This is a genomic window from Sphingopyxis sp. 550B, assembly GCF_057401805.1.
In genome coordinates this window covers 1,907,239-1,922,510 of the sequence record NZ_CM171610.1, presented here as the reverse complement: position 1 = coordinate 1,922,510, position 15,272 = coordinate 1,907,239, and the positions used below count along the sequence as shown (strand labels likewise).

12 protein-coding genes and 2 riboswitches are annotated in these 15,272 nt (G+C 67.9%); all 12 genes read right to left on the bottom strand.

The window, feature by feature from the left end:
• Positions 1–17: 17 nt before the first annotated feature.
• Positions 18–524, bottom strand: coding sequence for an rRNA maturation RNase YbeY (ybeY, locus tag AC2S9W_RS08940; RefSeq protein WP_067105844.1), 507 nt, complete (start codon positions 522–524; stop codon positions 18–20).
• A 100-nt stretch (positions 525–624) separates the two neighbouring features.
• Positions 625–2,688, bottom strand: a complete 2,064-nt coding sequence (locus tag AC2S9W_RS08935) for a transglycosylase domain-containing protein (RefSeq protein ID WP_083675044.1) — start codon at positions 2,686–2,688, stop codon at positions 625–627.
• A gap of 433 nt (positions 2,689–3,121) precedes the next feature.
• Entirely contained in the window at positions 3,122–4,678 is a 1,557-nt protein-coding gene (locus AC2S9W_RS08930; RefSeq protein WP_486571957.1) for a fatty acid--CoA ligase, read from the bottom strand.
• A gap of 97 nt (positions 4,679–4,775) precedes the next feature.
• Positions 4,776–5,411 carry a DUF938 domain-containing protein gene (locus AC2S9W_RS08925; protein WP_486571956.1) on the bottom strand — a complete coding sequence of 212 codons (636 nt, stop codon included), beginning with the start codon at positions 5,409–5,411 and terminating at the stop codon, positions 4,776–4,778.
• The gene (locus tag AC2S9W_RS08920; protein ID WP_486571955.1) at positions 5,408–5,863 is read right to left on the bottom strand and encodes an ABA4-like family protein; all 456 of its coding nucleotides are present in this window, start codon (positions 5,861–5,863) and stop codon (positions 5,408–5,410) included. The genes AC2S9W_RS08925 and AC2S9W_RS08920 overlap by 4 nt, the downstream gene beginning before the upstream one ends.
• Before the next feature lie 25 nt (positions 5,864–5,888).
• Positions 5,889–7,394 carry an aminomethyl-transferring glycine dehydrogenase subunit GcvPB gene (gene gcvPB, locus AC2S9W_RS08915; protein WP_486572070.1) on the bottom strand — a complete coding sequence of 502 codons (1,506 nt, stop codon included), beginning with the start codon at positions 7,392–7,394 and terminating at the stop codon, positions 5,889–5,891.
• Between the two features lie 144 nt (positions 7,395–7,538).
• A complete protein-coding gene (gene gcvPA, locus AC2S9W_RS08910) occupies positions 7,539–8,897 on the bottom strand; it encodes an aminomethyl-transferring glycine dehydrogenase subunit GcvPA (RefSeq protein WP_486571954.1) in 1,359 nt (452 codons plus the stop codon).
• Between the two features lie 152 nt (positions 8,898–9,049).
• A complete protein-coding gene (gcvH, locus tag AC2S9W_RS08905) occupies positions 9,050–9,421 on the bottom strand; it encodes a glycine cleavage system protein GcvH (RefSeq protein ID WP_067105834.1) in 372 nt (123 codons plus the stop codon).
• A gap of 3 nt (positions 9,422–9,424) precedes the next feature.
• Positions 9,425–10,558 carry a glycine cleavage system aminomethyltransferase GcvT gene (gcvT, locus tag AC2S9W_RS08900; RefSeq protein ID WP_486571953.1) on the bottom strand — a complete coding sequence of 378 codons (1,134 nt, stop codon included), beginning with the start codon at positions 10,556–10,558 and terminating at the stop codon, positions 9,425–9,427.
• Positions 10,559–10,612: 54 nt separating this feature from the next.
• Positions 10,613–10,716: riboswitch (glycine riboswitch) on the bottom strand.
• A riboswitch (glycine riboswitch) is annotated at positions 10,717–10,812 on the bottom strand. It lies immediately after the preceding riboswitch.
• Between the two features lie 391 nt (positions 10,813–11,203).
• Entirely contained in the window at positions 11,204–11,851 is a 648-nt protein-coding gene (locus AC2S9W_RS08895; protein ID WP_486571952.1) for a Rossmann-fold NAD(P)-binding domain-containing protein, read from the bottom strand.
• A 383-nt stretch (positions 11,852–12,234) separates the two neighbouring features.
• Entirely contained in the window at positions 12,235–13,407 is a 1,173-nt protein-coding gene (locus AC2S9W_RS08890) for a deoxyguanosinetriphosphate triphosphohydrolase (RefSeq protein WP_486571951.1), read from the bottom strand.
• On the bottom strand, positions 13,404–15,221 hold the full coding sequence (locus AC2S9W_RS08885) for an SPOR domain-containing protein (protein WP_486571950.1): 1,818 nt from the start codon (positions 15,219–15,221) through the stop codon (positions 13,404–13,406). The genes AC2S9W_RS08890 and AC2S9W_RS08885 overlap by 4 nt, the downstream gene beginning before the upstream one ends.
• Positions 15,222–15,272: the final 51 nt, after the last annotated feature.

Below are 15,272 nucleotides of genomic sequence, written 5' to 3'. Positions count from 1 at the left end.
GTCGCTCGCTTTTTCCGTTAATCCTGCACCGCATATGGATTGGCGATGCCCAGCGATGCAAGGGCTTTCACCTCCAGCGCCTCCATCGCGTCGGCAGCGGGGTCATCGAGATGGTCGTATCCGACGAGATGGAGCGTGCCGTGGACAATCAGGTGCGTCGCATGATCGGCGATCGGCACCGCCTTTTCCACCGCCTCGCGCACGCAGGTCTCGCGCGCCAGCACGATGTCGCCGAGCAGTATCTCGCCGTCGTCGCTGTTGCTGAGCGTGTCGAGCAGGTCGGCCTGTACCTGCGGAAAGGACAGCACGTTGGTCGGCCGATCCTTGCCGCGAAAATCGCGGTTGAGCGCCTGCACCTCGGCATCGTCGGTCAGCCGCACCGCGACCTCGACGAGCGGCGCGGCGTCGGCAAGCCCCGCCCAGGGCGTCAGCGCCAGCGCCGCCGCGACCGCTTCCGCCGCGCGGGCGTCCCAGTCGAGCGGATCGGGCCAGGGCGTGGCCTGGTGAGTCTCAACGCTCAGCATGACAGGCGCCGGAACGCGGCGGAAGGAAAGAAGGCGATCATGCCCGCCACGCTATCGCCGCGGCGCCTCGCGGGACAGCGAAAAAATCCCTCGCCGCCCCTCATTGCGGCCCCTGCGGCGGCGGCTGGGCCGGCTGGGCCTGCACCTCGGCGGGCCGGTCGCCGCCGATGGGCAGCTTGAGGTCGATGCGCGTGCCGTTGATCTCCGTGCTGATCACGGCATTTCCCTTTTCGAGCCCGACGCTGGTCCGGTCGGACACCGGAATCGCGGGAATCTCCGGCACGTCGAGCGGCTGGACGGGGCCGCCGGGATCGGTCGCACGGGCGGGAGGCGCGGACCGCGGCGCATTGTGTCCGCGCGCCCGCACCATGAAGTCGTGCCAGATGCGCGCGGGCAGCCCCCCGCCAGTCACCCCGCTAAGCGGCGAATTGTCGTCGTTGCCGATCCACACGCCGACCACCAGCCCGTTCGCATAGCCGACGAACAGCGCATCGCGGCTGTCCTGCGTCGTGCCGGTCTTGCCGTAATTGGCCTGCGGCAGTCGCGCCGCGCGCCCGGTGCCGCGGTTGACCGCGGCGCGCAGCATCCGTTCGATATCGCCGTGGACGCGCCGGCCGAAATGATGCGGCCCCAAGAAAAGCGATTCGAACCAGCCGGGCTCCGCTTCCTTAAAGGCGTGCGGAACGACCGGATAGCTGTCCGCCGCGACCGCGGCATAGGCGGCGGTGAGTTCGAGCAGCGTCATGCTCGACGTGCCGAGCGCCAGACTGGGATCGCCCTTCGCGAGCGGCGCGGTGACGCCTAGGTCGCGCGCCATGCGGATCACCTTGTCGTCGCCGACCTGTTGCAGCAGTCGCACCGCGGCGACGTTGCTCGACCGCGCGAATGCCTCTTCGAGCGTGATCTTGTCCGAATAGGCGCCGCCGGCATTCTTCGGCTGATAGGCGCCGGTGGCGATCGGCGAATTGGCGATGGTGTCGTCGGGCCGCCAGCCATCCTTCAGCGCGGCCAGATAGACGAACAGCTTGAAGGTTGATCCCGGCTGGCGCCGCGCCTGCGTCACGCGGTTGAAGGGCGACGCAGCATAGTCGCGCCCGCCGACCATCGCGACGACTTCGCCGTTCGGCCGCATCGCGACCAGCGCGACCTGCGCCTTGCCGGGTACCGCACGGCCGGCGACGCGGCGCGCCACCGCCTGGAGCCGCGCGTCGAGCGTGGTGCGGATCGTGCGCCGCGCATAGCCGACGTCGGACAGCTTGCGCGCCTCGGGCAAGGCCCAGTCGGCGAAATAGGTGCCGGTCGGCAGGTCGTCGCGTGTCCGCACGTCGATGCGCGGGGTGCGGATCGCCCGCGCCTCGACGGTGGACAGCGCGCCGGTATGGACCATCGCACCGACGACCAACCGCATCCGTTTTTCGGCGAGATCGGGGTTCTTCGTCGGCGCGAGCCGCGACGGCGCCTGCACCAGCCCCGCCAGCATCGCCGCCTGCGCCGGGGTCAGCTTCTCGGGCTGACGGGAGAAATAGTGGAGCGAGGCAGCACGCAGTCCATAGCGATTGTCGCCGAAATAGGCGTTCGACAGATAGCGTTCGAGAATTTCGTCCTTGGTCAGCCACGCTTCGAGCCAGAAGGCGATCAGCGCCTCGCGCGCTTTGCGTCCCAGCGTGCGCTTCGGGGTCAGGAAGGTGAATTTGGCGAGCTGCTGTGTGATGGTGCTGCCGCCCTGCCGCCGCCCGCCCGAAACATTGGCCCAGACGGCGCGCGCGATGCTGCGCGGATCGACGCCCCAATGGCTGTAAAAGCGCCGATCCTCGATCGCCAGGAAGGCGGCGGGAACATGCGCCGGCAGTTTCGCGACCTCGACCGGCGTGTCGACCACCGCCCCCATGCGCGCGATCGGCGTGCCATCGGCGGCGAGCAGCGTGATTTCGGGCGGCGCAATCGGCTCGAGCGATTTCGACAGCGGCGCGGTCAATGCGAGCCACCCGATCAGCAGGATGAAAGCGGCGCACAGCACCGCAAAGGCCCGTCCTGACCGCCGCAGCCATTTGCGCGCCCGCGTCTCGGCGGGCGGCGGAAAGGCGGCATTCGGATCGGGAAACGACGCGCCCGCCGCGGGCACGGCGGCGGCTTCGATGGCGACGGGTTTACGGGACCAGAGCATGCTTTCGCCTGCGTATTACACTGACAACACAGGAGAGGCAAACGCGTTCCGCCGCGATTCCGGCCCGTGATCGGGAAGGATCGGGATGGCTTCAGGCCGATCCCACGTCTTTTCCCTTCGTCATTCCCGCGAAGGCGGGAACCCAGTGAAAGGTCAACTGACACACGCTCTGGATCCCCGCTTTCGCGGGGATGACAAGATAGGAATATCTGGAATCCATCCCGAAGCCGCCGCGCATTCCTACAATATCCGGCTATGATAGCCCGTTTGCGATGCGCCGCGTCGATCGCCTCCTCTCCTCCCTTCCGCAACGCGATCTTTCCCGCCCAGACGGTCAAAAAGAGGGGGGCGTAGTGTGACTTTCATACACTTTGAAATAAAATGTCGCGGGCAATCTGACCATTTCGACGAGCGCGGAATCCGTCGACTCCCCCTAATTCACCATCCGCTCATAACCTTCCCAATAGGGCGCGCGCAGGTCCTTGCGCAGGATCTTGCCACTGGCGTTGCGCGGCAGCGCCTCGATCACGTCGATGCTGCGCGGGGCCTTGAACGCGGCGATGCGCTCGCGCGCCCAGGCTATGACGTCGGCCTCGTCGATCGTCATTCCAGGCTTCGGCACGCAGACTGCCTTGACCGTTTCTCCCCATTTGGCGTCGGGCACGCCGATCACCGCGACCTCCTGCACCGCGGGATGGCCGTAGATCGCGCTTTCCACTTCGGCCGGATAGACGTTTTCGCCGCCCGAGATGATCATATCCTTCACCCGGTCGTGGATATAGAGATAGCCGTCCGCGTCCATATATCCGGCGTCGCCAGTGTGGATCCAGCCATCGTCGGTCATCGTCTTCGCGGTCGCCTCGGGCAGGTTCCAGTAGCCGAGCATGTTGTTCGAAGATCGGGTGACGACCTCTCCCACCTCGCCGGTCGGCACGTCGCGGCCGTCGGCGCCGACGATGCGGATTTCGACCCCGGGCAGCGGCTTGCCCGCCGATCGCATCCGTTCATTGCCTTCGGGATCGTGATCCTCCGGTGGCAGCATGCAGATTGTCCCGGTCGTCTCGGTCATACCATAGGCCTGGATGAACTCGGCGCCGAACATCCGGATGCATTGGCGCAGCAGTTCGAGCGGGATCGGCGCGGCGCCGTACAGGATATATTTGAGCCGGCTGTAATCGACGCTAGCGCACCGCGGATGCATCAGCAGCATCTGCAACGCGGCGGGCACGATGAAGAAGCGCGTCACGCCGTGCTGCTCGACCGCGTCGAACACGCCTTCGGGGTTGAATTCGGCAAGGATCACGCCGGGCAGCCCTGCGGCGAGCGCCATGATGCCGAGCCCGGTGCCGCCGATATGCGCGCACGGCATGGCGACGAGCACCGCCTCGTCATCCTCCCACTTGGTGTAGGGAAGGTCGAGATCGGCCGAATTCTTGCGCAGTGCAAAGAGGTTGCGGTTCGACAGCACCGCGCCCTTGGGATGGCCGGTGGTGCCCGAGGTATAGAGTTGCAGCACCGCATCGTCGGGACCCGACGGCATGAAGGCCGCACGCGGCGTCGCGTCGATCAGCGCGCGAGTCGCGTCGGCGCCGACGATCCGCGGGCCATGGTCAAGCTTGCCGGCGAGTTGGTCGGCCACCGCGTCGAACCCCGGACCGGTGAAAACGATCTTCGCCTTCGTATCATTGACGATGAACGCCCATTCGGCGGGCGACAGACGCCAGCCGATCGGCGCCATCACGATGCCGGCGCGCGCCGCGCCGAAAAAGAGGGTAAAATACAGATCGCTGTTCTTGCCGATCCACGCGATGCGGTCGCCCTTTTCCAGCCCCGCCTCCGCGAGCGCCGTCGCGACCCGCTCGGTACGCTCTTCCAGTTCGGCATAGGTGAAGACGCGATCCTCCTCGCGCATCGCGATCCGGTCAGGCCGGTCGGCGGCCCAATGCGTGATGAATTCGTCGAACGTCACCAGGTCCGTAATATCGACCATCGGTCCTCTCTCCTCGAATCGCGTTGCTTTTTGCAATCGAGGGCAAGGCTAGCGGCTCCGCGCGCAAGGGAAAAGCGCGCAGATGTGACAGGGTGAGTCAGCGGCGGCGAAACAGCAGCATCAGGTTGTTCGCCGGCATCGCGCGGCGCGCAGCCAGGCTGAAGCCCGCCTGCTCCGCCGCCGCCGCGACCACCGCTGTGTCGCGCAGGCCCCAGGCGGGGTTACGGATGCGAAGGCTGGCATCGAACGCGCGGTTGCTCTCGGCCGTCGGCACGTCGGCCTCCACATAGGGACCATAGAGGATCAGGGGCGCGCCCGGCGGCAGCAGCCGCGCCGCGCCCGCGAACAGGCCCAGCGTCGCCTCCCACGGGCTGATATGCACCATGTTGATGCACAGGATCGCGTCAGCGCGAGGGACCGGCCAATCAGGCGCGGCGGCATCGAGTTGCAGTGGCGGCAGAATGTTCGCGGCCACCGCCTCCCTGCTCCACGCGGCGATCGAGGTCAGCGCGGCGGAATCGGTGTCACTCGGCTGCCATGTCAGCGCCGGAAAGGCGGCGGCGAAATGGACGGCATGCTCGCCCGATCCGCTCGCGATTTCGAGCACAGTGCCCGCTGCGGGCAGCCAGTCGGCGAGCACCGCGGCGATCGCGTCGCGGTTGCGCAGCGTCGCGGGGGCGTGGCGTTTCTCGCCGCTGCCTCCGTCGGCCGACAGCCAGGGTTTCGGCGTCACCTCGACCGAATCCGCGCCCTGGCCCGCGCGCGGCGTTCGCGCCAGACCAGCCACAGGAACAGCCCGACCGGCCCCGCGAGCAGCGTCAGCAGCAGGAAGGGAAACTGGACGATGCGGCCGACGCCCTTGCCGTCGGCATCGCGCGCGATCCACAGCCCGGCGAACAGGTCGAATGCCAGATAATGCACCCACCCCAGCGTTGCTCCGCCCGGCGTATCGAACAGCTTCATCACCCCGGCAAGCGAGGTAAAATCACCGCGGCTCGCGCCGCCCGGATCGATGCCGCCGCTCAGGAACCCGACGATCAGCACAAGGTAAAGCAGGCAGAGCAGCGCCACCCCCGCATAGAGGATCAGCGACAGGACCCAAGGGCTGCGCGGCGCGAAGGCCAACACCAGCCACCCGGCGACCGCCCAGTAATTGGTCAGCAGAAACAGGCTGTCCCAGCTCATCGCGATCTTCCTTCCGCTTCGGCCATCAACTCTCCCAGCGCAGCACCGGCTTGCGCGCCGCGAGCGTCTCGTCGAGCCGGGCGCGCGGGGCGAAATGCGGGGCCGACTTGAGCGCCGGGTCGCCGTTCTTCGCGCGCAGCGCAATGCTGCGCAGCGCGCCGATGAACTGGTCGAGCACCGCCTTGCTCTCGGTCTCGGTCGGCTCGATCAGCATCGCGCCGTGAACGACGAGCGGGAAATAGACCGTCATCGGATGATAGCCCTCGTCGATCAGCCCCTTGGCGATATCGAGCGTCGAGAAGCCTTCGGCCAGTCCCTTGTCGCTGAACAGCGCCTCGTGCATGCACGGGCCCGACGCCGCGAAAGGCGCTTCGAGGACGTCTTCGAGGCTGCGCAGGACGTAGTTTGCGTTGATCACCGCATCTTCGGACACCTGCTTGAGCCCATCGGCGCCGTGGCTGAGGATATAGGCGAGGGCGCGGGTAAACATGCCCATCTGGCCGTGGAAGGCGGTCATGCGGCCGAAGCTGTCGGGATGCGCCTCGCCCGCATTTTCCTCCTCGATCAGGCGAAAGCGGTCGCCGTCCTTCGTCACGAAGGGCAGCGGGGCGAAGGGCGCCAGCGCCGCCGACAGCACCACCGGCCCCGACCCCGGCCCGCCGCCGCCGTGCGGGGTCGAGAAGGTCTTGTGGAGGTTGATGTGCATCGCATCGACCCCCAGGTCGCCGGGCCGCACGCGACCGACGATCGCGTTGAAATTCGCGCCGTCGCAATAGACATAGCCCCCGGCGGCGTGAACCGCGTCGGAAATGGCCTTCAGGTCGCGCTCGAACAGCCCGCAGGTGTTCGGATTGGTGATCATCACCCCGGCGACGTCGGGCCCCAGCCGCGCCTCGAGCGCCGCCAGATCGACGCGACCCTCCGCGTTCGCCGGAATATCCTCGACCGTGAAGCCCGCGAAGGCAGCGGTGGCAGGATTGGTGCCGTGCGCGCTTTCGGGGACGAGCAGCACGCGCCGGTCCTCGCCGCGCGCCGCGAGCGCCGCCTTGATGCACAGGACACCGCACAGTTCGCCGTGCGCGCCCGCCTTGGGCGACATGGCGACCGCGTGCATGCCGGTCAGCGTCACCAGCCATTCGGCGAGTTCGTGGATCACCGCATAGGCGCCCTGCACCGTTTCCTGCGGCTGGAGCGGGTGGACGTCGGCGAAGCCGGGCATCCGCGCGACCTTTTCATTGAGGCGCGGATTGTGCTTCATCGTGCAGCTTCCGAGCGGGAAGAGGCCGAGGTCGATCGCGTAATTCTGGCGCGACAGGCGCGTATAATGGCGCACCGTCTCGGATTCGCTGAGCCCCGGCAGGCCGATCGGCGCCGAACGCGCGAGCGGGCCGAGGTCGGCCGCGCCGGTATCTTCGTCGAAGTCGACGCCGGTCGTTTCGGTCGAACCGATTTCGAACAGCAGCGGTTCTTCGAGCATCAGCGCGCGGTTGCCGGTGAAGGTCGTGCTGTCGTCGGCGCCGCCCGCGTTCATTTCGGGGCGCCAGCCGCTCTGATTCAAAGCCATGATCTTAAATCCCGTTCAGGCTGAGCTTGTCGAAGCCCTGCTCTTTTCTTGCGGCGGTCAGGAAAAAGGACGGCCCTTCGACAAGCTCAGGGCAAACGGAGAGCGGGAAAGTCATGCCAGCACCTCCTTCAGCGCCGCGGCAAAGGCGGCAATATCGTCCTCGGTCACGGTTTCGGTCACGGCGACCGCAAGCCCGTTCGCCAGCGCATCATTGTCGGGATAGAGGCGGCCGAGCGACACGCCGCCGAGGATGCCCTTTTCGGCAAGCCGATGGATCACGGGCCGCGCCTCGGTCGGCAGGACGAGGGTGAATTCGTTGAAGAAGGCCGCGTTGAGCAGCGACACCCCCGGCACCTTCGCCAGTTCGGTCGCGGCCGCCTTCGCGCGCTGGTGGTTGATCGCCGCGAGGCGGCGCAATCCGGCCTCGCCGAGCAGGGTCATGTGGATGCTGAACGCCAGCGCGCAAAGACCGGAATTGGTGCAGATATTGCTCGTCGCCTTTTCGCGGCGGATATGCTGCTCGCGCGTCGAGAGCGTCAGCACGAAGCCGCGCTTGCCGTTCGCATCGACCGTCTCGCCGCACAGGCGTCCCGGCATCTGGCGGACATATTTGCTCTTGCAGGCGAACAGGCCGACATAGGGCCCGCCGAACTGGAGCCCGACACCGATCGCCTGCCCCTCGCCGACGACGATGTCGGCGCCCATCTCGCCCGGCGCCTTGATCAGCCCCAGCGCGACGGGTTCGGTCACGACGGCGATCAGCAGCGCGCCCGCAGCCTGACACGCCTCCGCCAGCGCGCTCATGTCGTCGATGCGGCCGAGGATATCGGGATATTGGACGACGACGCAGCTCGTATCCTTGTCGATCGCGCGCGAAAGTGCCGCCCAGTCGGTTCCGGGTTCGAGGGTCGGGTCACCATCGACGAGCGTGTCGCCCGTATAGGTCGCCATGGTGCGCGCGACGCTGCGGTAATGGGGGTGCAGGCCGGTCGAGAGCAACGCCTTGCCCCGCCGCGTGATCCGCCGCGCCATCACGATCGCTTCCCAGCAGGCGGTCGAGCCGTCGTACATCGATGCATTGGCAACATCGGTGCCGAACAGCCGCGCGACCTGGCTCTGGAATTCGAACAGCATCTGCAGCGTGCCCTGCGCGATCTCGGGCTGATAGGGCGTATAGGCGGTCAGGAACTCGCCGCGCTGGATCAGATGGTCGACGCTTGCCGGGACGTGGTGGCGATAGGCGCCGGCACCGAGGAAGAAGGGTCCATCGCCCGCGACGCGGCTCTGGCGCGACAGCGCGGCCATATGGCGCTCGACCGCCAGTTCGCTCGCATGCATCGGCAGGCCGGGGATCGGACCGGAAAGCCGCGCCTCGGCGGGTACGTCGGCGAACAGATCATCGATCGACGCGGCGCCGACTGCGGCAAGCATTTCCTTGCGGTCGTCGGGAGTGAGCGGAAGGTAACGCATTTCACTGTCTCCCCCCTCCTGCAAGCAGGAGGGGCTGGGGGTGGGCATAGCCGCAGAGGTGATCCCATCGTTCGGGCCCACCCCGCTGCGACTAGCGAGCAAGCTCGCAAGTCTCGCTGCCCCTCCCGCAAGCGGGAGGGGGCGATTCCGATCTAAAGACTATCGCAGAAGGTCTTGTATTCCTTGGCGTCCATCAACCCGTCGAGCTGGCTCTTGTCGCCGAGCGTCATGCGGAAGAACCAGCCTTCGCCCTCGGGGTCGGTATTGACCAGTGCCGGGTCCTCCTCGAGCTGGCCATTGCCTTCGGTGACGGTGCCGTCGACGGGGGCATAGACGTCGCTTGCCGCCTTCACCGATTCGACGACCGCGGCGTCGCCGCCCTTGGTCAGTTCGGCGCCCGCATCGGGCACCTCGACGAAGACGATATCGCCGAGCTGACCCTGCGCGAAATCGGTGATGCCGACCGTCGCGACATCGCCGTCGACGTCGATCCATTCATGTTCCTCGGTGAAATAACGCGGCATCGATCAGGCTCCCTGCTTGCGGACATAGTTATGCGGAACGAAGGGGGTGGCGGCGACGACGACGGGCACGCGCTTTCCGCGCACCTCCGCCGCGAGCGCGGTACCGGGTTCGGCGAGGCCTGTCGGGACATAGCCCATCGCGATCGGCGCGCCGACGCTGGGGGCAAAGCCGCCCGAGGTCACGATGCCGACCTCGACATTGCCGTCGAACAGCTTCGCGCCTTCGCGCACCGGCAGCTTTCCATCGACCGTCAGGCCGACGCGCTTGCGCGGCGCGCCATCGGCCAGATGGCCGAGGATGCGCGCGGCACCGGGGAAATTGGCCTCCTCGCGGCGGCGTTTGCTGATCGCGAAGGCCAGATCGCCCTCGATCGGGTCGGTCGCCGGATCGAGATCGTGACCATAGAGCGGCAGCCCCGCCTCCAGCCGCAGCGAATCGCGCGCGCCGAGGCCGATCGGCTTCACTTCCTGTATCGCGCACAGCGCGTCGGCGAAGGGCGCAAGCGCCTCGTTCGGCAGCGCGATTTCGAAGCCGTCTTCGCCGGTATAGCCCGAACGGCTGAGCGCGATCGCGTGCCCCTGCCACGTCGCCCGCGCCGTCTGCATGAAGACGAGCTCCGTCGCTTCCGGCACCAGCCGCGCGAGCGCCGTCGCGGCCTTTGGTCCCTGCAAGGCGAGCAGGCCATAATCCTCGTTGTGGTTGAGCGTCACGGCGTCGGGGAGATTCTCGCGCAGATAGGCAATGTCGTCCCACTTGACCGCGCCGTTGACGACGATGCCCAGCCGGTCGCCCTCGTTGGTGATCATCAGGTCGTCGAGGATGCCGCCATCCTCCGCCAGCAGCAGCGAATAGCGCATGCGGCCGGGCTTGAGCCCCGCGATGTCGCCGGGGACGAGCGCTTCGAGCGCGGCGATGGCGCCCTCGCCCTCCAGACTGATCTGGCCCATGTGGCTGACGTCGAACAGGCCGGCGTGCTCGCGCGTCCACAGATGTTCGGCCATGATGCCTTCATACTGGATCGGCATCCAGTAGCCCGCGAATTCGACCATACGCGCACCCTTCGCGCGGTGCCAGGCGTCGAGCGGCAGCGTCGCGGTTTCCACCGCTTCCTCGGCCGGCAATTCGGTGTCGGTCATAACAATCTCCCGCGTTGACATGGCGAACGCACGGCCCGGTGCCGCGGTTTCCGCCATGCCCCCTCTGTCACGGGAACCTGAGAGTTTTCCTCCATGCGATCATGGAGTTACCCCTTCGGTGGTCGGGCGCGAGCCACGACGCTTTCCAGAGTGTCCAGTCCGGCTGCGCGGTCCCTTGACCTGAGAGTTTCCGGGGCGGTTGCTCCTTCGGTGGCGGTGCAGTCGCCTGCCCCGCGCTCTCCCGCGCGGCCGGTCGAATCCCCTGCGGGGAGCCGACAGACGCGCGAGCCTTGGCTGCGCGCCCGCGCGGAGTCAATCGAAGAACGACGCATGATTCCGTACCCTCGTCACCCCGGATCGAATCGGCCCATATGCCCTTGGCGTTTATACCTCTGAGACAGGGACGCTGGTGATCCCCGGCGAAAGCCGGGGTCCATGCGAGGCAGGCGCATGTAGCTGGACCCCGGCTTTCGCCGGGGAACGCTCACCTGTCGGAAGGGGATGATTGCCTATGCCCTTCCCGGCAAGCAAGGCTCGTGCCCCTGTCGAAGCCGGGGTCAGATGAGGTTGCGCGGCCCCGCGTGGACCCCGGCTTTCGCCGGGGAACGGCTTGTTCGAAAAGGGGTGACGAAGAAGAGAAGCGCGTCAGATCAAAGCTCGGATCGCGTCGTTTTCATGGACATGCACGCCGGAATCCTCCTGCCCCGCGAGCCGCACGATCGCCCGCGCGACAGTCGCTGCCGGGATCGAGCGATAGCGGCGCAGCGTGCCATGGAGCAGCGCGTTGGTGAAAGGCGCGGCCATCATAGCGATCCCCTCGCCGAGCCGTGGCGCCCCTTCGCGTGTGCCCGTCAGCAGGCCGGGGCGAAGAATATCGAGACGCGCGAAATCGAGCGCGCGCAAGCCCGCCTCCATCTCGCCCTTGGTGCGCAGGTAGAAATTGCGACTCTTCGCCGAGGCGCCGACCGAGCTGACGACGATCATCTGGCGGGCGCCGCCCAGCCGCGCACCGCGGGCGGCGGCGAGCACCAAGTCGTGATCGACCGCGCGAAACGCCGTCTGCGATCCCGCCTGCCGGATCGTCGTGCCGAGGCAGCAGATCAGGGTCGCCGGCCGTTCGGCGGCGATGATATCGGCCCAGCGTTCCGGCGGCGCGACGAGCGTGTGCCCATCCGGCGCCCCACCGACCGCGCGCCGCGCGAGGATGGTCAGCGGGCGGTCGTCCATCGCCGCGACAACCCCACGTCCGACGAGACCGGTCGCACCGATCAGCAAGATGTCAGGGGATGCCATGGCCGAAGCTTAGCGGCGCGGGCGCGGTTGGCAATGCGGCGGGTGTATGTTTCGCGCAGAGGCGCAGAGGCCGCAGAGATGAGGTGGAAGAGGATTCACGCGGAGGCGCGGAGGCGTGGAGAGATTTTGCGCCCTCCCCCTCCCCATGTCGTTCCCGCAAAAGCGGGAATCCAGTTGCGACGCTGGCGATCCAGCGCTGCCGCGCCGATTATTCTTTTCGCTGGATTCCCGCTTTTGCGGGAATGACATGGGAGTGGTACCGAGCGAGGATGAGAAACCGGAAGATGCGTTTGCGCGCTCTCTCCTCTTTCCGCGCCTTCGCATGCGCCAGAACTCTGCGCGCTCCGCGCCTCTGCGCGGATCTCATTCCAACGCCGCGCCGGTCAGGCGTGCGCCAGCGCCTCGGGCACCGCGTTCCGGCCGAAAATCTCCGCAAAGCGGTCGATGGCGAAGCGGTCGGTCATCCCGGCGATATAGTCACCGATATGACGCACCGTCGCACCGTCGCCTTCGGGCAGGCGCGATCCCCAATCCTCCCCCATCAGGCGCGGATCGGCGACATAGGCTTCGAACAGCCGCGACACGACCTCCTTCGCTCCCGCTGCCGCCGCGAGTTGCGAGGGATGATGGTAGAGGTTCGCATACATGAAGCGCTTGAGGTCGCGTTCCTGCCGCGCCAGCTCGTCCGAGAAATCGCCGAGGGTCCGGCCCGCGGCGCGGACCTCGGCGACGCTCGCGACACCGGAGGCAGCGACATTGGCCCCGGTCGCGGCGATCACGTCGTTGACCATCACCCCGATCTGGTCGCGCACCAGCTCACGCAGCAGCCGGTCGCGCGGCGCGCCGGGAAAGCGCTTCTCGACCGCGCGGTAATTGGCGGCCACGAAGGGCTGCGCCATCAACTGGTCGAGCGTCAGCAGCCCGGCGCGCAGCCCGTCGTCGATGTCGTGATTGTCATAGGCGATGTCGTCGGCCACCGCGGCGACCTGCGCCTCAAGGCTGGCATGGCTGGACAGGTCGAGCGGGAATTCGGCATCGATCTGTGCCAGCGCCCATCCCGGATGGCGCACCGGGCCGTTGTGCTTGGCCAGTCCCTCAAGCGTTTCCCACGTCAGGTTGAGCCCGTCGAAGCGCGGATAGGGACATTCGATCCGCGCCAGCGTACGCAGCGTGTGGCCGTTGTGGTCGAACCCGCCATGCGCCTGCATCGCATCCTTCAGCGCGGCCTCCCCCGCATGGCCGAAAGGCGGATGTCCGATATCGTGCGCGAGGCACAGCGCCTCGGTCAGATCCTCGTTGAGGCCGAGCGCGCGCGCGATGCCGCGACCGATCTGCGCCACCTCTATGCTGTGGGTCAGGCGGACGCGATAATGGTCGCCGTCGGGGGCGACGAACACCTGCGTCTTGTGGCGCAGGCGGCGGAAGGCGATCGAGTGGATGACGCGGTCGCGGTCGCGCTGAAAGGCGTCGCGCGGGCCGCGCACGCCGTGCCCCGGCTCCGCGTGGAGGCGGCCGCGCGTGCGCGCGGGGTCGCTCGCGCACATCGCGAGCGTCATTTCACGGGATCGACGGTCTCGCCCGCCTCGCTGTTGAACAGGAAGCCGTCGCCGCCCGCCTTCTTGTAGTCGGCGAGCCAGTCCTGCGCCGCCTTCTTGCTGGCGAAGGGGCCGACGAGCAGGCGGCGCGTCCGGCCCCATTCGGCGGTGGCGCCCGCCTTGCCCTTGAAGAGATCGGCGTTCTTCTTCGCGAAACGGTTGTAGTCGAAGGCCAGCGCCTTTTCGTTGGCGCCGGTGGCGATCTGGACCCACAGGCGTGCGGGGTTCGCCTTTTTCTTCGCCGCTTCCTCCTTCGCCTTGGCGTCGGCTTCGGCCTTTGCCTTGGCGGCCGCCTCTTCCTTTTCGCGCTTCGCGGCCTCGGCGGCCTCGGCCTTGCGTTTCTCCGCCTGGAGCATCGCGAGCGTGTCGGCACCGATCGCATTGTCGGGCCGCGTCAGTTCCTCGGGCGGAATCTCGATCGAACCGATGATGGCGGCAAGCGATGCGAGCGGCGCCGCGGCGGTCGGCTTCGCCACGGCCGCGGCGGGATCGGGCGGCGGCGCGGCGGCGATGGCCGGCGCGGCAGATGGCGAAGGCGGAACGGCGGCGCCCGGCGACGGCGCACCGCTGCCACCGACCGAGAAGCCCGGACCGACCGGCCCCGACGCATGGTTGACCGCGACGCCGATCGGCGCCGTGCTGTTCGTGGACGGCGGAACGGACTGCACGGGAGCGGGCGACGGGGCCTGCTGGGTGGGCGAGAGCACGGGCTTGCGTTCCGCTGGGGTCGGGGTCGATGCCGCGGAGGTAGCCGGCGGCGTGGCTCGCGGCTGCGGCCGGGTGTCGGGAGACGTCGTGGCGAGCGCCGGAACCCGCCGCGCGGGCGAAGGGGCGGCAGCACTGGCACGCCCGCGCTCGGGCCGCTGGCCGCTGGCCGGGCGCCGCGCATCGACAGGCGCCGAAACGGGCGCAGGCGTCGGCGCGGGGGTCGCCGCCGCCATCTGCACCGGCTTGCGACGCGGACCGAGTTCGCCCGAAGGGAAGCGGCCGAAATGCGCCGCCGCCGCCTGCTGCGCCGGGTTGAGCCGGTCGAGTTGGGTTAGGTAGGGGAGGATGTTTTGCGCGAGTTGTGGCGGCATCGTCGCGTTGACGATGTCGGTCGCTTCCTTGTCGCGGCCGTTCATCGCGAGGATCATCGCGCGGACCCGCCAGGCGCCGCGGTCCTGCGCGCGCAGCTGCGGGGTCAGCATCTCCACCGCCCGGTCGGGATCGCCGCTGATCCCCAGCGACAGCGCATAGCGGCGCGTGACCTCTTCATTCGGGCCGAGCGACAGCGCGAGTTGATAGTCGCGCTGCGCCGCGTCCTGCTGCCCGAGCAGGTCGCGCGCGAGCCCGCGGTCGGCGAGGAACAGGCGTTCGGGCGCGCCCAGCAACTGCGCCTCCCCGAAATAGTCGAGCGCGCGGGTCGGATTCTCCATGCGGACCATCGTCGATCCGAGCGCCGCCTTCACCGCCCCGTCGCGCGGATTCGCCTTTTCCGCGCGGACGAGAAAGCCGAGCGCGGCGCGATAATCCTCGAGATCGATCGAGGCGCGGCCGGCATCGAGCAGCGCGCCGGGATCGGACCCGTTCGCCGCGATGCGGGGGATCGCCGACGACAGAAGGGTGCGCGCCGCGGTCCGCTTCTCCATCGCCGCTTTGGTCGCCGCGTCGGGCTGGCTCGCCTGCAACGCCATGGCCGGCCCCGCCGCCGCCGTTCCCAACAGCAGCAGCGTGGCGAAAGCCGTGGCGCGGCGGCGTGCACGTCCCGACCCGGAAGGTGCTCCAGCCGTCAATTTCGATCGCCACATGGGCAAAGTCATCCCGATCTACGGTCCGCCCCTGCC